This window comes from Shinella sp. WSJ-2 (genome assembly GCF_003432075.1).
In the GTDB taxonomy this organism is placed as follows: domain Bacteria; phylum Pseudomonadota; class Alphaproteobacteria; order Rhizobiales; family Rhizobiaceae; genus Shinella.
The window spans coordinates 456,307-472,545 of record NZ_QWBU01000004.1 but is presented as its reverse complement, the minus strand read 5'-3'; the positions used below and the strand labels follow the sequence as shown (position 1 = coordinate 472,545).

General features: G+C 64.1%; 16 protein-coding genes. 13 read left to right on the top strand and 3 right to left on the bottom strand.

Annotated features, from left to right (window positions below; translation table 11 throughout):
* Nucleotide 1: 1 nt before the first annotated feature.
* Nucleotides 2–598, bottom strand: coding sequence for a CDP-alcohol phosphatidyltransferase family protein (locus D0Y60_RS13020; protein ID WP_117370365.1), 597 nt, complete (start codon nucleotides 596–598; stop codon nucleotides 2–4).
* 120 nt (nucleotides 599–718) lie between these two features.
* Between D0Y60_RS13020 and D0Y60_RS13015 the strand changes: the two genes are divergently transcribed.
* The 8 genes from D0Y60_RS13015 to D0Y60_RS12985 all read left to right on the top strand — a co-directional run bounded on the left by D0Y60_RS13015 (nucleotide 719) and on the right by D0Y60_RS12985 (nucleotide 8,550).
* The gene (locus D0Y60_RS13015; RefSeq protein WP_117370364.1) at nucleotides 719–2,455 is read left to right on the top strand and encodes a bifunctional alpha/beta hydrolase/class I SAM-dependent methyltransferase; all 1,737 of its coding nucleotides are present in this window, start codon (nucleotides 719–721) and stop codon (nucleotides 2,453–2,455) included.
* A gap of 7 nt (nucleotides 2,456–2,462) precedes the next feature.
* Nucleotides 2,463–3,797 carry a phosphatase PAP2/dual specificity phosphatase family protein gene (locus D0Y60_RS13010; RefSeq protein WP_117370363.1) on the top strand — a complete coding sequence of 445 codons (1,335 nt, stop codon included), beginning with the start codon at nucleotides 2,463–2,465 and terminating at the stop codon, nucleotides 3,795–3,797.
* A complete protein-coding gene (locus tag D0Y60_RS13005) occupies nucleotides 3,794–4,234 on the top strand; it encodes a hypothetical protein (RefSeq protein WP_117370362.1) in 441 nt (146 codons plus the stop codon). The genes D0Y60_RS13010 and D0Y60_RS13005 overlap by 4 nt, the downstream gene beginning before the upstream one ends.
* The gene (locus D0Y60_RS13000) at nucleotides 4,231–4,884 is read left to right on the top strand and encodes a lysophospholipid acyltransferase family protein (RefSeq protein WP_117370361.1); all 654 of its coding nucleotides are present in this window, start codon (nucleotides 4,231–4,233) and stop codon (nucleotides 4,882–4,884) included. Before D0Y60_RS13005 ends, D0Y60_RS13000 begins: the two co-directional genes overlap by 4 nt.
* Nucleotides 4,881–5,813: a phosphatidate cytidylyltransferase gene (locus D0Y60_RS12995; protein WP_117370360.1), complete on the top strand. Its 933-nt coding sequence runs from the start codon at nucleotides 4,881–4,883 to the stop codon at nucleotides 5,811–5,813. Before D0Y60_RS13000 ends, D0Y60_RS12995 begins: the two co-directional genes overlap by 4 nt.
* 145 nt (nucleotides 5,814–5,958) lie before the next feature.
* Nucleotides 5,959–7,974, top strand: coding sequence for an EAL domain-containing protein (locus tag D0Y60_RS12990; RefSeq protein ID WP_117370359.1), 2,016 nt, complete (start codon nucleotides 5,959–5,961; stop codon nucleotides 7,972–7,974).
* Nucleotides 7,975–7,987: 13 nt separating this feature from the next.
* Entirely contained in the window at nucleotides 7,988–8,215 is a 228-nt protein-coding gene (locus D0Y60_RS24620) for a hypothetical protein (RefSeq protein WP_147324525.1), read from the top strand.
* On the top strand, nucleotides 8,212–8,550 hold the full coding sequence (locus D0Y60_RS12985) for a RidA family protein (RefSeq protein ID WP_117370358.1): 339 nt from the start codon (nucleotides 8,212–8,214) through the stop codon (nucleotides 8,548–8,550). The genes D0Y60_RS24620 and D0Y60_RS12985 overlap by 4 nt, the downstream gene beginning before the upstream one ends.
* A gap of 56 nt (nucleotides 8,551–8,606) precedes the next feature.
* On the opposite strand, the gene D0Y60_RS12980 is transcribed toward D0Y60_RS12985, so the two are convergent.
* Both D0Y60_RS12980 and D0Y60_RS12975 read right to left on the bottom strand, forming a co-directional pair.
* The gene (locus D0Y60_RS12980) at nucleotides 8,607–9,923 is read right to left on the bottom strand and encodes an aspartate aminotransferase family protein (protein WP_117370357.1); all 1,317 of its coding nucleotides are present in this window, start codon (nucleotides 9,921–9,923) and stop codon (nucleotides 8,607–8,609) included.
* 2 nt (nucleotides 9,924–9,925) lie between these two features.
* Nucleotides 9,926–10,975 (bottom strand): phosphotransferase enzyme family protein, encoded by a 1,050-nt coding sequence (locus tag D0Y60_RS12975; RefSeq protein ID WP_117370432.1) that lies wholly within the window; start codon nucleotides 10,973–10,975, stop codon nucleotides 9,926–9,928.
* Between the two features lie 188 nt (nucleotides 10,976–11,163).
* On the opposite strand from D0Y60_RS12975, the gene D0Y60_RS12970 reads away from it, so the two are divergent.
* From D0Y60_RS12970 to D0Y60_RS12950, 5 genes are all read left to right on the top strand, one after another.
* Nucleotides 11,164–11,844, top strand: a complete 681-nt coding sequence (locus D0Y60_RS12970; protein WP_117370356.1) for a GntR family transcriptional regulator — start codon at nucleotides 11,164–11,166, stop codon at nucleotides 11,842–11,844.
* Between the two features lie 77 nt (nucleotides 11,845–11,921).
* The gene (locus D0Y60_RS12965) at nucleotides 11,922–12,662 is read left to right on the top strand and encodes an SDR family oxidoreductase (RefSeq protein ID WP_117370355.1); all 741 of its coding nucleotides are present in this window, start codon (nucleotides 11,922–11,924) and stop codon (nucleotides 12,660–12,662) included.
* A 216-nt stretch (nucleotides 12,663–12,878) separates the two neighbouring features.
* A complete protein-coding gene (locus D0Y60_RS12960) occupies nucleotides 12,879–13,904 on the top strand; it encodes an ABC transporter substrate-binding protein (RefSeq protein WP_348627859.1) in 1,026 nt (341 codons plus the stop codon).
* A gap of 90 nt (nucleotides 13,905–13,994) precedes the next feature.
* Nucleotides 13,995–15,062, top strand: coding sequence for an ABC transporter ATP-binding protein (locus D0Y60_RS12955; RefSeq protein WP_199564173.1), 1,068 nt, complete (start codon nucleotides 13,995–13,997; stop codon nucleotides 15,060–15,062).
* Nucleotides 15,059–16,237, top strand: a complete 1,179-nt coding sequence (locus D0Y60_RS12950; RefSeq protein WP_117370352.1) for an ABC transporter permease — start codon at nucleotides 15,059–15,061, stop codon at nucleotides 16,235–16,237. The genes D0Y60_RS12955 and D0Y60_RS12950 overlap by 4 nt, the downstream gene beginning before the upstream one ends.
* The last annotated feature ends 2 nt before the right edge of the window (nucleotides 16,238–16,239 follow it).

Sequence of the window (16,239 nt, the reverse complement as noted above, 5' to 3'; positions counted from 1 at the left end):
TCTATGCTTCTGACAGCCCGGCGCGTACCCGGTTGACGACGGTCCAGGCGAGCAGCACGCAGGCCATCGGCTGGATATGCCATGTCCAGGCCGGCAGGGTGCCGAACACCGCAACGAGCGCCCCGAGTGCCCCGAACAGCAGCGCCCGGTCGCTCTTGCCCATCGGCCCTTCGTAGTTGCGGCCATTGCCATGCGCGACGCCAAGCACACCGGCGAATTCCGTAAGCGTGGCGAGGAAGATGATCGCCGTCAGCCATGGCAGCGAAAAGGGCGCGATGAGCGCGAAGGGCGCGTAGAGCGCGGCATCGGAGACGACATCGGTGATCTCGTTGAGATAGCCACCGAGCGCGCTTTTCTGGCCGTGCTCGCGCGCCAGCATGCCGTCGATGGCGTTGAAGGCCATGCGCAGGACCATCCAGACCGGAACGAGCGCGAAAAGGGCGGGTTCGGGCCGGGCAAGCAGCAGGCCGCCGATGCCGACGGAAACGACGGCGGCGACAAGTGTCACCTGATTTGCCGTGAGGCCCATGGCGGCGAGCCGCCCGACCAAGGGCCGTAGAAGGGTCTGGAAGGACGATTTCAGTTTATAGATCGACATGAATGCTTGAATCCGCTCGATTGCTCCGGCTGAAATGAATGTGCAATCGACGGGAAATCAACTGCAAATATGAGGCCTCATCCGTATAGGTGAGAATGACATTTGCATGAGGGGGACAGCATGATCGAAAAGGCCTTTGCGAGCCATGATGGCGTAGAGCTCTTCTATCGCTACTGGCCGGCCCGGTCCGGCACGGCAAAAGGCGCGATCGTGCTGCTCCATCGTGGTCACGAACACAGCGGCCGCGTCGCCCATATCGCCGAGGAGCTGGGGCTTGCCGATTTCGCTTTCTATGCGTGGGATGCGCGCGGTCATGGCCGCTCACCCGGCGAGCGCGGCCATTCGCCGTCCTTTGCCCATTCCGTTCGCGACCTCGACTGCTTCGTACGCCATATCCGCGAGACCGACGGTTTCGCGATGGATCAGGTCGTCGTGCTGGCGCAGAGCGTCGGCGCGGTGCTGGCCGCGACCTGGGTGCACGATTATGCGCCCGATATCCGCGCGCTGGTGCTCGCCTCGCCGGCCTTCAGCGTCAAGCTCTATGTGCCCTTCGCGCGCGAAGGCATCGCGCTCTGGCAGAAGCTGAAGGGCACGTTCTTCGTCAATTCCTACGTCAAGGCGCGTTTCTTGACGCATGATCCCGAGCGTATCGCCTCCTTCGAGGCCGATCCGCTGATCACCCGGCCCATCGCGTCCAACATCCTGCTGGAGCTTTACGAGGCGGCCGATCGCGTGGTAGCGGATGCCCGTGCCATCACCGTGCCGACGCAGCTTCTGATTTCCGGCAGTGATTTCGTTGTGCGCCATGGCCCGCAGCACCGTTTCTTTGAAAATCTTGGCAGCACGATCAAGGAACGCCATGTGTTGCCCGGCTTCTTCCACGATACGCTCGGCGAGCGGGATAGGGCCAAAGCGCTGGACATGGTGCGCAGCTTTATCCTCGCGCGCTTTGCCGAGCCACCTGTCGTTGCGGATGTCCGCCGCGCGCATCTTTCCGGCCATACCCGTGACGAGGCTGACCGGCTGGCGACACCGCTCTCGTTGTTTTCGCCGCGCGGCGCCTATTGGGCGCTGACGCGTGCCTCCATCCGGATCGGTGGGCTGTTTTCGAAGGGCATCGCGACGGGCGTGCGCACCGGCTTCGATTCCGGCTCGACGCTGGATTATGTCTATGAAAACGAACCGCGCGGCCTCGGTCCCGGCGGGCGGCTGATCGACCGGCAGTTCCTCGACGCCATCGGCTGGCGCGGCATCCGCCAGCGCAAGGTACATCTGGAGGAGCTGATCGGCAAGGCGCTTGCGCGCCTCAAGGGTGAGGGCAAGGCGATCCGTGTGCTCGACATCGCCGCCGGCCACGGGCGCTATGTGCTGGACGCGGTGACGGCCTCCGAAGCGAAACCGGACAGCATCCGCCTGCAGGATTATTCGCCGATCAATGTCGAAAAGGGCACGGCGCTGATCGCCGAGCGCGGCCTTCAGGACATCGCCAGTTTCCACCGTGCCGATGCCTTTGATACGGACGGGCTGGCATCGATAGAGCCGCGCCCGACGCTCGCCATCGTGTCCGGTCTCTACGAGCTCTTTCCCGACAATGCCCAGATCGAGGCGTCGCTTGCCGGCCTGTCGCGGGCATTGGAGCCGGGCTCGCTGCTCGTCTATACCGGCCAGCCCTGGCATCCGCAGCTGGAGATGATCGCCCGTGCGCTTACCTCGCATCGCGGCGGCGAGGCCTGGATCATGCGCCGGCGCACGCAGCAGGAGATGGACCAGCTGGTCGCCGCCGCCGGTTTCCGCAAGATCGAGCAGCGCATCGATACGTGGGGCATCTTCACCGTCTCGCTGGCCGAGCGCATCTGAGGGCGGCATGGGGGAGGGGATCGTTTCCGTGCCGACCGCCGATCGCCGCGCCGTCTTGCGCACGGCGGCGCTCTGGCTCGCCTTCCTCGCACCGTTCTTCTACCTGACCTATGGCGTGGCAAACTGGCTGGCCGCGCAGCGCGCTTACGTGCCCAACCTCGCCTTCGGATGGGAGCGGCACATTCCCTTCCTCGCCTGGACGATCGTGCCCTATTGGTCGATCAACGCCTTCTATGCGCTCTCGCTCTTCATCAACGCGACGCCTGAGGCCGTCGGGCGGCTGGCCCGACGCTACCTGACGGCGCAGATCGTCGCCGTCACCTGCTTCATCGCCTTTCCCTTGCAGGCGATCTTCGTGCGGCCGGAAACGCATGGCCTGCCGGGCTTCATGTTCGACGTGCTCGGCGGTTTCGACAAGCCGTTCAACCAGGCGCCCTCGCTGCATATCGCGCTGCTCGTCATCATCTGGGATCATTGGCGCTGCCGGCTGCGTGGGGCAGTGCTGGCGCTCTGGCATGTCTGGAGCCTGTTGATCGGCCTGTCGGTGCTCACGACCTGGCAGCACCATCTCATCGATATCCCAACCGGCGCGCTGCTCGGCCTCTTCGCGCTCTGGCTCTTTCCGGCGCAAGGCCCTTCGCCGCTTGCCGGTTTCCGCTGGACGCAGGACGCGAAGGCATGGCGGCTGGCACGCTTTTATGCCACCGGTGCGGCCGCCTTCCTGCTGCTGGCCGTTCTCGCGACGCGGGGTTCCGGCGCCGGCCTTCTTTTCGTGTGGCCGGGCGTGGCGCTTGCCATCGTCGCTCTCGGTTATGCGGGTGCCGGCCCTGATGTCTTCCAGAAGCGGGCGGACGGACGCATCAGCCTCGCCAGCCGCTGGCTGCTCTGGCCCTATCGTCTCGGTGCCCGGCTGAACGTGCTCTGGTGGACGCGAAACCTCGCCCCCGCCGTCGAACTCGCCGACGGGGTGTTTCTCGGCCGTACCCCCCGGCGCTCCGAGCTTTCGACCTATGTCGCCGTGATCGACATGACGGCGGAAATGCCGGCCATCGCCGCCCCCGGCCTGACATGGCACGCCTTTCCCTCGACGGACCTTCTGCCGCTCGAGGCCGGCCGCATCCGCGCGGCGGCCCTTGCCGTTGAAGACGCCAGCCGCCATGGGCCGGTTCTCATCTGCTGTGCCCTCGGCTTCCAGCGCAGCGCGGCGGTTGCCGCTTGCTGGCTGATCCGCGCGGGCCATGCCGCCAATGCCGCGATCGCCGGCGAGCGGATCAAGGCGGCGGGTCGCCCCGTGCATCTACGGCCGGAGATTTTTGCCGCCATCGACGAGGCGGCGCGATGAGCGACTGGAAGACGCTGACGAACGATGCCGTCAGGCGCCTGCGCCGCAACGCTTTTGCCGGCGGCGGAGTGGCCGTGCTGATCCTCGCGATCGCCCCGCCGACCGCGGGGGCGGAAGGCTTTGCCGGACCGCTCCCCTGGTGGCTGCTCTTCGCATTCTGCCTGCTGCCGCTTGCCGTCTCCGTTCATCTGCTCTTCGACGCCGCCCTGTTCCGTCTGGCAGCGTCCCATGACGATGAGACGGCGGGGCTTGTCGCAATCGATGACGTGCTCGTCCGTATGGGCCTGCGGTCCGCGAGTCCTGTTCCTGCACCCTTGGCCGATCGCCTTGCCGGTTGCGACCGGCTCCTCCGGTTGCAGCGCATCGCGCTTGCAATCGGTGTCGCGCTCTACCTCGTCCTGTTGCTCGACATGATTGCGGGAGGGGACGCGGTATGATGGACGGCGCCTCCCTTTTGCAAACGGCGGCCGGCGCGGTGCTTGCGGGTCTTTCCCGCGCGGTGACGGGCGTGCGGCCGATCTGGGCCGGCACGGGGCCGAACGGCCGGCAGCGCATCTATTTCGCCAATCATGCGAGCCATGGCGATTTCATCCTCGTCTCGACCTGCCTCGCGCCGCCCGAGCGCGCCCGCACCGCCGCCGTCGCCGGGGCGGATTACTGGAATGCCGGTGCCGTCAGGCGCTTCATCGCAGGAAAGCTGCTGCGCACCGTTCTCGTCGAGCGCAACTGGGTGGAGCGCGCGGCAGATCCCATGCAGGTCATGCTGTCGGCGCTCGATGCCGGCCAGTCGCTGATCTTCTTTCCCGAGGGCACGCGCAACATGACAGAGGAGCCGTTGCTTCGCTTCCGCTCCGGTCTCTACAATCTCGCCTGCGCGCGGCCCGATGTCGAACTCGTGCCCTGCTGGATCGAGAACATGTCGCGCGTGCTGCCCAAGGGTGCCGTGCTGCCGATCCCCTTGCTGTGTCGGGTCGTGTTCGGCACGCCCGTCGCGCTGCAGGAGGGCGAGGATCGCAAGGTGTTTCTCGACCGTGCCCGCAACGCTCTTCTCACGCTCGCGCCCAACAGGGATGGAACCCGCCGATGAACGACGACACGACCTGCCTTTTCTGGGGCCTCGTCGCCATCCTCACCACGGCAAGCCTCGTTGCCGCGGGGCTTTCCTGGCGCAGTCCCAAGCCACTCCCGGAAACGCTGGAAAATCTCAATGCGCGCATAAAAGCCTGGTGGATCATGGTGGCGGGCATCACTATCGCCTTCCTGTTTGGTTCCGGCGGCGTGATCCTACTCTTCGCCTTCGTCTCCTTCGCGGCCTTGCGCGAATATGTGACGCTCACCAACACGCGTCATGCCGATCGCTGGACACTCATCGGTATGTTCGTGATCATCATCCCCACGCAATATTACCTGATCTGGATCGACTGGTACGGGCTCTACTCGATCTTCATTCCCGTCTATTGCTTCCTCGCCATGCCGGCGCTGACGGCCATCCGTGGTGACACTTCCCGCTTCCTCGAACGGGTCAGCGAGCAGCAGTGGGGCATCATGCTCTCGGTCTATTGTATCAGCCACGTGCCGGCGCTGGTGACGCTGCCGATTCCCGGTAACGAGGGGCGCGGCCTGCTGCTCATCGCCTTCCTGATCGCAACGGTTCAGGGCAGCGATGTGCTGCAATACATTTTCGGAAAGCTCTTCGGCCGCCGCCAGATCGCGCCCAATGTCTCGCCCTCGAAAACCTGGGAAGGCCTGATCGGTGGCATCGTGAGCGCGTCGGCGCTTGGTGCCGGCCTCTACTGGTTGACACCCTTTTCGCCAATCGAGGCCGGCGTGCTGGCGGGCCTTGCCTGCATCATGGGTTTCTTCGGCGGCCTCGTCGCGTCTGCGATCAAGCGCGATCGCGGCGTCAAGGACTGGGGGCATCTGATCGAGGGCCATGGTGGCATGCTGGACCGTGCCGACAGTCTCGTCTTCGCCGCTCCCGTCTTTTTCCATATTGTGCGTTATGCCTGGACATGACGCGCGGCGCGGTTAAGGGCTTTTAACCATCATCGCTATCCGAATCTTAGGATAGTTGTGTGCATCTTCGATACTCGTCAGGCGTGCGGATATGATTCGGAAGTACACGCAAAGTACTACCCGCCGTGCGCTTCGGAGTTTTTGAATGCGCATTCTTTCGTGCCTTGTCGTGACGCATAATCCCTGGCTGATCCTGCTGGCGCTTGCGGTGGGCATAACGGGCAGCTGGGTGACATTCCGTCTGTTCCGGCAGGCGCGGGTGCGCGTCGGGCGCCAACGGGCGGGATGGGTGCTGCTGGCCTCGCAGGCCGCTGGGTCCTCGATCTGGTGTGTGCATTTCATCGCGGTCGTCGCCTATGATGCCGGCGCCGCTTTCACCTTCGATCCGGCTTGGACAATGGTGTCGCTTTTCGTCGCCGTGACGGGCTGCGCCTATGGTTTTTGGGTTGCGCTTTCGAAGGGTATCTACGCCGCGCCGGAGATAGGCGGCGTGGTCGTTGGCCTTGCGATCTCCGCCATGCACTATAGCGGCATGCTGGCTTTTCGTATCGACGGCCTCGTCGAATGGCAGGCCGGCTACATCCTGCTGTCGCTCGCCTTCTCGGTGTTTTTTGGTATGCTCACCATGCGCCAGGCGGTTCGACCCTTTATCCGGGATGCGGGTTATCTGGCGGTCGCACTGTTCATGCTTGCCGTTCTCAGCCTGCATTTCACCGGCATGGCAGCTCTCGCGGTGACGCCGATTGCGGTCGGCAGCCAGTCGGCGTCCTCTTCGGCGCTGGCCGCGTTTGCTGTTGTGGGCGTCGGCATGCTGGTGGCCGGCTCCGGTGTCATCAGCTATCTGCTTGACGAACAAGCCTCGCAGGAAACCGTGCGGCGTCTCGAGCATCTGGCTCTGCACGACGCGCTGACGGGCCTTGCCAATCGCCCGAAGGCACTCGCTCATCTCGACCGCACATTTGTCGAGGCTCAAAAGAGACAGGAGAAGGTTGCGGTCATCGGCATCGATCTCGATCGCTTCAAGGAGGTCAACGACGTCTACGGTCATAAGGCTGGTGATGACGTGTTGGTAACGATCGGCCGCCGGCTGGCCGGCCTTCTGCGCGAGGACGAGTTCGTCGCGCGTATCGGTGGCGACGAATTCATGGCGGTAAAGCGGTTTTGCGATCGCACAGCGCTCGACAGTTTTCTCGCCCGTCTCGATGCTGCGCTCACCACACCGCTCTCCGTGGCCGGCAATGTCCTGCCGAGCATAGCGAGCATCGGCGTTGCAGTCTTCCCCGATGACGGGGCGGACCGCGAAATACTGATCTGCCATGCAGATCTGGCTATGTACCAGTCCAAACACGATCTTTCCCGCCGCATCTCCTTCTACGAGCCGGCAATGGAGCAGGCCACCCTCGAACGTTATGCGCTCGCCCAGGATCTCGGGCGCGCATTGGAACTCGGCCAGTTCGCCTTGCACTATCAGGTGCAGAAGGATGTGGCATCCGGCCGCATCGTCGGCCACGAGGCACTGCTGCGCTGGAACCATCCGCTGCATGGCAGCATCTCGCCAGCGGTCTTCATCCCGATCGCTGAGGAGACCGGCCATATCCTGGCGATCGGCGAATGGGTGCTGCGCGCCGCCTGCGCGGAGGCTGCGACCTGGGACGCGCCGCACAGGATCGCCGTTAATCTTTCTCCTGTTCAGGTCATCAATAGCGATGTCCCAGCGCTGCTGCGCGCCGTGCTTCTCGAAACAGGACTGCCTGCGAAGCGGCTCGAACTCGAAATCACCGAATCGACCTTCATTGCCGATAAGGTCAAGGCTTTGCATGCGTTGCGGCAGGTCAAGGCGCTCGGCGTTTTCCTGGCGATCGACGATTTCGGCGTCGGTTATTCATCCTTTGACACGTTGCGCACCTTCCCCTTCGACAAGATCAAGATCGATGGCTGCTTTACGCGCGACGCGGAGCGCAGTTCCGAGGCGCGGGCGATCCTGCGCTCCGTGCTTGCCCTCGGTCGCAGTCTCGGAATTCCCGTACTCGCCGAGGGCGTTGAGACATCGGAACAAATGGCGCTGTTGCGTGCCGAAGGCTGCGCGGAAGCGCAAGGATACTATCTCGGGAAACCCGCGCCGATGGAGCGGTCGAGGCCCATTGCCATGCGCGCGGGCTAGTCCAAAGCGACGGTTGGGCTTCACCGACATGTCTGGCTGGAGCAGCGGCGTCGGCCGGATTGCGGCGCGCGCGAACAGTTCGGCGGTGAAAATGGCGGCGCTCAGCGGCAAGTTGCGTTCGCTGTGCATTTCCGGCATTGATGCCGCGCTGCCATCGCCGATCGGCGCGGAATGCGCCCTTTCATTTTGTCGGCCTCTGGCAAACCATTCTCTGATCATAACCATGGGAGACTTTTCATGATCAAGCGTATCAAGCCTGGCAAGCGTTTCTGCGGAGCCGTCGTCGTCAACGGTATCGTCACCACAGCTGGGGTGACCGGCGATGGTGCCGACACGACGGCCCAGACCCGCGATATCCTTGCCCAGATCGACGGATTGTTGGCCGAAGCCGGAACGACCAAGGCCAAGCTGATCAGCGCCAACATCTGGCTGCGCGACATCGCGCATTTCAGCCAGATGAACGAAGTTTGGGACCAGTGGGTCGACAAGGACAATCTGCCGGTTCGCGCAACCGTCGAGGCCCGCCTCGCCGCGCCGGAGCTGCTGGTCGAAATCCAGGTCACCGCACTCGTCTGAGCTCTTTAAAAGTGAGTTTCGGGGCGAGGCCGCACGCGTGGCCTCGCCCTTTCCGTTCAGAGCGTCTTCAGAACGTCGGCGAGGGCGTCGATCAGCATGTCGGCATTCTCGCGTGAGAAGACGAGCGGCGGGCGGATCTTCAGCACGTTGGCGCGCGGGCCGGACGCGCTGATGAGAATGCGCCGCTCGCGCAGGCCGTTGACGATGCGGGTCGTCAGCGCTGCGTCCGGGCTTTTGGCGGCGGGATCGGCGACGATCTCGACGCCGATGAACAGGCCGGAGCCGCGCACGTCGCCGATGGCGTGATAGCGCCCGGAAAGCGCCTTCAGGCCCTCCATCAGATAGTTGCCGACCTCAAACGCATTCTGCTGCAGGCCATCGATGCGGATCGTGTCGAGCACCGCCTTGCCCGCTGCCGCCGCGACCGGATTGCCGCCGAACGTATTGAAATAGCGGGCGCGCGGGCCAAATTCGGCGATCACTTCCGGACGCAGCACGATGCCGGCCATCGGATAGCCGTTGCCCATCGGCTTGCCGATCGTCACCATGTCGGGCGCCACGCCATGGCGTTCAAAGCCCCACATGGTCTCGCCGGTGCGGCCGAACCCGGGCTGCACCTCGTCGGCGATGAACAGGCCGCCGGCCGCGTGAATGGCGTCCACGGCCGGCTTCAAAAAGCCCTTCGGCCCGGCGAAGATGCCGTCGCTGGAGAAGATCGTATCGGTGATCAGCATGGCCGGCTTGATGCCGTGGCGCTTGAGATCGGCGATGGCGGCGCGGACGTCGCGGCCGAATTTCTCCATCATCTCCTCGGGCGAATGACGGTAGCTGTCGGGTGCCGCCACGGTGCGCACATGCGGGCCGAGCGTGACGGATTCGCCCAGCGACGGCGAGAATTCTGCGACTGCGCTCGTCAGGCCGTGATAGGCGAGATCGGTGCAGATGATGCCGGTGCCGCCGGTGACGTAGCGCGCGATGCGCACGGCAAGGTCATTCGCCTCGCTGCCTGTGCAGGTGAACATCGCCTGGCTGAGTGCTGCCGGGAAGGTCGCCGTCAGCGTCTCGGCATAGTCGACGATGCCCTCATGCAGATAGCGCGTATGGGTATTGAGCACGGCGGTCTGGCTGGTGATCGCCTCCACCACGCGCGGATGGCAATGGCCGAGTGAGGCGACATTGTTATAGGCGTCGAGGTATTTTTCGCCCGCGGTGTCATAGAGGAAAACGCCTTCGCCGCGCACGAGATGCAGCGGCTTTTCGTAGAACAGGCGGTAGGCAGGGCCGAGCACCTTTTCCCGGCGCGCGATCAGCGCCTGTTCGGCGTCGCTCAGCCGTTCGAAATCCTCGCGCGAAAATGCATTCACCATCGACATGATCAGGCCTCGGTCAGGTTGGGCGCGAGCCGTTTCAGCCCGGCGGGAGTGAGATCGGCAATATTCTGCAGGCCGCGCCAGGCGGTGGCGTGGTTGCGCATGATATAGGCCCGGTTTTCCGGGAAGCGCGCCGAGCGCCATTCGGCGATGATGATCGACATGGCGAGGCGGCAGCGCATGAGGAGGGGCAGCAGTTCGACTTCCGGACGTAGCAGCGGACGCGCGGAAAGGAAGCCGTCGAGGAAGGCGCCGGTGCGGGCGGCCCAATTGTCGGTCGCCATGTGATAGGAAATGCCGACAGCGAGGTCGTTGATCAGCGTGGCATGCACCATATCGCCGAAATCGATGATGCCGACGACTTTCGTCGGCTCCGCCGGGTCGAGCAGGATGTTGTGTGGGTTGAAGTCGTTGTGGATGATCTGACGTCGTTCAAGCGCGGCAATCGCGGGCAGCGAGCGCTCGAATTCGGCAAGCACGGCTTCCACCTGCGCGCGCCGCTCTTCCGCCACGTCGCCCACGACGGCTTGCAGATCGAGCGTGTGGGAAATGTCCCACATCAGCTTCCCCTCGGGCGGACGGCCGTCGTAGTCCTTGAGGCCGAGCCCGAGTTCGGCAAGGGCGCGCCCGACATTGCGGCTCTGCGCTTCCGAGGCTTCCGTTCGGTATTGCAGCTCGCCGTCGAGGAAGGTGAGCAGGCGCATGATGCGCGGACCGTCCGGTGTGGAGAGCGTGCGGCTCGGCTCGGCCGACAGCGTCGGTACCAGTCGGGGCACGGGCACGGCGGGTGCTACGGCTTCGAGATGCAGCAGGGCGCCGTCCTGGAATTCCAGCGCGGCCGGATCTTCGGCCGGGTTGGCGATTTTCAGGATGAAATCGGTGCCGTCGGCGCGTTTGAAAAGAAAGGTCTCGTCCCGCTCGCTGGAAAGCCGCTTCACAGCGCCGGTCAGCCCATAGACATCGGCGACGGCCGCCTCGGCGTCCTCGATTGCGGTCACGCTCCATGTCACCGACATCGAGTCCGGTTTTTGGGCGGCGGGCGCTTGCTCCGTCATGCTGGCTCCGTTCTGGCGGTTTCCCGCGGTTTCGTCGAAGACGGTTTCCGGCGCTGTTGACAGCGCCCCGGTCACCATTGCCACGGGCGTTTCTTCCCCTGAGAATACCTGCGGCGGCGGCCCATACTTGAAACACGTCAAAAAAGATGCATCAAGTATCTTGTTACTCGATTTTGCGGACCAGTTCCATGCCCGAATTCGCGACACTGGAATATGAGAACCTCAACAGCGTGGTCTATGCGGCGCTTTGCGATGCGCTGATGCAGGGGCGGTTCCAGCCGGGCGACCGACTGAAGATCCGCGATCTCGCGGAGCAGTTCGGCACCAGCGTCACGCCGATCCGCGATGCCATCCTGCGTCTTGCCAATGACGAAGCCATCACCTTCCGCTCGCCGCGCGACATCCGCATCGCCGGTCTGAGCGAGGCGCGTTACCGCGAAATCCGCGCCATCCGCGTGCGCCTCGAAGGGCTCGCCGCCGAAACGGCCGCGCAGGTGGCGACGAGCGCCGATGTGCAGGTGCTGGAGCAGATTTTGCGCGAAAACGAGCAGGCGATTGCCGATGGCGACCGGTTGAAGGGCACGCAGCTCAACCAGGCCTTCCACTTCATGCTGCCGCAGATCGCCGGCCTGCCGGTGCTCACCACCATCCTGCGGCGGCTCTGGTTGCAGATGGGCCCACACATTTCCGACGCCTATCTGGCCGGCGGCCGGGCGATGATCGATCATCACTATCCGGTCGTCGAGGCCTTGAAACGCCATGATTCACCGGCGGCCTCCATGGCCATCGTCGATGACATCCTGCTGGGCGGAAAACCGATCCTCGACCGCATCGCGCAGGGTGAAGAACGACAGGCGCGTCGCGCCTGAGACCGTCTTGAATGAGAGGCTTGCAATTCGCGGGCCGCCGATTACGATGTATCAAGCATCAAGGGAGAACGCTCCGCATGACCGAAGAACGCCGCTACATGTTGCTGACGGGAGCGAGCCGCGGCATCGGCCATGCCACGGTCAAGCTCTTCCAGTCGAAGGGCTGGCGCATCCTTACCGTCTCCCGCCAGGCCTTTTCCGAAGAATGCGCCTGGCCGTCCGCCCGTGAAAGCCACATCCAGGCCGATCTCGCCGATCTCTCGCAGATCGACCGCCTTGCCGCGACCGTGCGCGAGCGCCTGCCGAACGGCCGGCTGCATGCTCTCGTCAACAATGCCGGCATTTCGCCGAAGGGACCGGGAAAAAGCCGGCTCGGCGTGATGGGCACGGACGCGGATGTCTGGACGCAGGTACTCAACGTCAATGTCGTCTCGACGGCGCTGATTGCCCGCGCCCTCATGCCGGAGCTCGAAGCGGCCAAAGGCTCGATCGTCAACGTTACCTCGATTGCCGGAACGCGTGTCCACCCCTTTGCCGGCGTCGCCTATGCGGCCTCCAAGGCGGCGCTCGGCTCGCTGACGCGCGAAATGGCGCATGAATTCGGTAAGCGCGGCGTGCGGGCCAATGCCATCGCGCCGGGCGAAATCGAGACTTCGATCCTCTCGCCGGGGACCGATGAACTGGTGGCGGCGGAAGTGCCGATGGGACGGCTGGGCGATCCGCGCGAGGTCGCGGAGACCATCTATTTTCTGTGCACCGAGCCGTCCTCCTACATCAACGGCGCGGAAATCCACATCAATGGAGGGCAGCACGTCTGACAAGGGTCAAAAGGGGAAAAATCCCCGTTGACCGGCAATGACCGGAATGCATCAATCGGACGAACGCCCAGGGGAAAGGGCGCGACGGCCGGAGAGGCCGCCGCCGACGCCGGAAAGGCGGGGTGAGCGGTCCGCATGAGATCGTCATCGGAGCGAAGGCTCCATCACAATGAAGAAAAGGGGAGTGCCATGAAGACAATTCTGAAATCGGGTGTTCTGGCGGCCGCCGCCATCGTCCTGTCGGCCAGCATCGTCGCGCCCGCATTTGCACGCGACCTGACCGTCGTGTCCTGGGGCGGTAACTATCAGGATGCCCAGCGCAACATCTACTTCAAACCGTTTTCCGAAAAACTCGGCAAGCCGGTGCTCGACGAAGCCTGGGACGGTGGCATCGGCGTGATCCAGTCGAAGGTCAAGGCCGGCGCCCCGAACTGGGATGCCGTTCAGGTGGAAGCCGAAGAACTGGCGCTCGGCTGTGCCGACGGCCTCTATGAAAAGATCGACTGGGACAAGATGGGCGGCAAGGACAAGTTCCTCGACAGCGCCGTCAATGACTGCGGCGTCGGCGCCATCGTCTGGTCCACCGCGATCGCCTATGACGGCGACAAGTTGAAGGAAGGCCCGACCTCCTGGGCGGACTTCTGGAACGTCGAAAAATTCCCCGGCAAGCGCTCGCTGCGCAAGGGCCCGAAATACACGCTGGAATTCGCCCTGCTCGCCGATGGCGTCTCCAAAGACGAGCTCTATGACGTGCTCGGCACGGAAGAGGGTGTTGCCCGCGCCTTCAAGAAGCTCGACGAGCTGAAGTCGAACATCGTCTGGTGGGAATCCGGCGCGCAGCCGCTGCAGTTCCTCGCCTCAGGCGAAGTCGCGATGACCTCGGCCTATAACGGCCGCATCACCGGCATCAACCGTTCGGAAGGCAAGCACTTCAAGGTCGTCTTCCCTGGCAGCATCTATGCCGTCGACAGCTGGGTCGTGCTGAAGGATGCCGAGAACAAGGACGCTGCGCAGGACTTCATCGCCTTCGCCAGCCAGCCGGAAAACCAGGCCAAGTTGCCGGAATTCGTCGCCTACGGCCTGCCGAACAAGGACGCCGCAGCGAAGGTGCCGGCGGAATTCGCCAAGGACCTGCCGACCGATCCCGCCAACATGACGGATTCGATCCCGCTCAATGTCGATTTCTGGATCGACAATGCGGAAACGCTGACGGCCCGCTTCAACGCCTGGCTCGCCCAGTAAGAACATCCGTGGTGAAGGGCGCTCCAAAGAGCGCCCTTCCTGCATGGCCGGATGCGTCTGCGTCCTCCGCCTCTAGCGATGGAGTCTTCCGTGGCCGAATTCATTCGATTTGAGCGCATCACCAAATTCTACGGCCCCCTCTGCGTGGTCGAAAATCTCGACCTCGGCATCGAGAAGGGCGAGTTCGTCAGCCTGCTCGGCCCCTCCGGCTCCGGCAAGACGACGCTTCTGATGATGCTTGCCGGCTTCGAGCAGCCGACCTCGGGCAATATCCTGCTTGACGGAACCGCCATCAACGCCGTGCCGACACACAAGCGCGACATGGGCGTGGTCTTTCAGAGCTACGCGCTCTTCCCGCACATGTCTGTCGGTGAAAACATCGCCTTTCCCCTGCAGATGCGCGGCATCGGCAAGGCGGAGGTTGACGAGCGGGTCAAGCGGGCGCTTGGCATGGTGCAGCTGTCCGCCCTTGTCGACCGGCGTCCCTCGCAGCTCTCCGGCGGCCAGCAACAGCGCGTGGCGCTCGCGCGTGCGCTCGTCTTCGAGCCGCGCGTTGTCCTGATGGACGAGCCGCTGGGCGCGCTCGACAAGAACCTGCGCGAGCAGATGCAGCTCGATATCCGCGATCTGCATCGTCGTCTTGGCCTGACCATCGTCTTCGTTACGCATGACCAGTCCGAAGCGCTCACCATGTCGGACCGCGTCGCCGTGTTCAACAAGGGCCGGATCGAGCAGATCGGCACGCCACGGCAGGTCTATGACGAGCCGGCGACGCGCTTCGTTGCCGAGTTCATCGGCGAGACCAATCTCGTCGAGGGCGTGGTGGAAGCCGTGCAGGGGCAGGAGGCCACCGTGCGCCTTCCCTCCGGCGCGCAGATCGTATCGGCGGTGTCCGGCACGGTGGCCCGCGGGCAATCGGTCTTCCTCTCCATCCGCCCGGAACGCGTCGATCTCAGTGAGGCCCGCGGCGAGGCGCGCAATGTGCTGGAAACGGAAGTCACCGACAGCGTCTACCAGGGCGATCACCTGCGCGTGCAGTTGCAGAACGCTACCCATCCGCTGATCGCCAAGCTCGGCCGCCGGTCGCGCGAGTTTCCGCCGGGCACCAAGGTCTTCGCGGCCTTTTCGGCCGGCGACTGCCGGGTCATCGCGCCATGAGTGCAGCCTCATCCCGCACCGGGCGCTCGCTCATCCTGCTGGCGCCGCTGCTTCTCTTTCTTATCGGCTTCTTCGTCTGGCCGCTGTTCAGCATGATGTCGCAGGCCGTGTCGGATCCGGCCGTGCTCAAGCTTCTGCCGCGCAGCGCCGAGGTTCTCGCCGACTGGGACCGCAAGTCGCCGCCGTCGGCAGCCATGCAGACGGCGCTGATGGAGGACCTGAAGGCCGTCGATGACGACCAGGCTCTCGGCGATATGGTGCGCCGCCTCAACAGCGCCCGGTCGGGGTTCCGCACGCTGATGGGCAAGACCACGAGCGCGCTCGACGAAACGGCAAACCCGCCCGCCGACCTCGTCTCCATCGACAAGCGCTGGGAAAAGCCGGAATTCTGGCTGGCGATCGCTGATGCGCTGTCGCCCTATACCGACCGCAACCTGCTCGCCGCCGTCGATTTCGGCCGCAATGCCGCCGGCGAGATCGAGCATCTGCCGCCGGACCAGTCGGTCAACAGCGTGATCCTCGCGCGGACCTTCTGGATTGCCGGGCTCGTCACTTTCTTCTGCGCCCTGATCGGCTTTCCCTACGCCATCATCGCCGCGTCGCTCGATGGCTGGAAGCGTGACCTGATGCTCGGCGCGGTTCTCCTGCCGCTCTGGACCTCGCTTCTGGTGCGCACCGCCGCATGGTTCATCCTGTTGCAGGAAAAAGGCCTGATCAACGATCTGCTTTTGACGCTCGGCATCATCAATTCGCCGCTGGCGCTGATCTTCAACCGCACCGGTGTCATCATCGCAATGACCCATGTGCTCTTACCCTTCATGGTGCTGCCGATCTATTCCGTGCTGATCACCATCCCGAAGAACCTGATGCCGGCCGCAGCCTCCCTCGGCGCGCCGCCGCTACGCGCTTTCCTGCGCGTGCTCCTGCCGCTCAGCCTGCGTGGCGTCGCCTCCGGCGGCCTGCTCGTCTTCATTTCGGCGATCGGCTACTACATCACGCCGGCGCTGATCGGTGGGCCGGGCGACCAGATGATCTCGTCCATCATCGCCTTCTACGCCACGGGATCGGCGAACTGGGGCATGGCCGGCGCGCTCGGCATGGTGCTGCTCGTCGCGACGCTCGTGCTCTACAGCGTCTATGCGCGGCTCTCCAGCGAAGAACCAGGGAGGCGTTGACC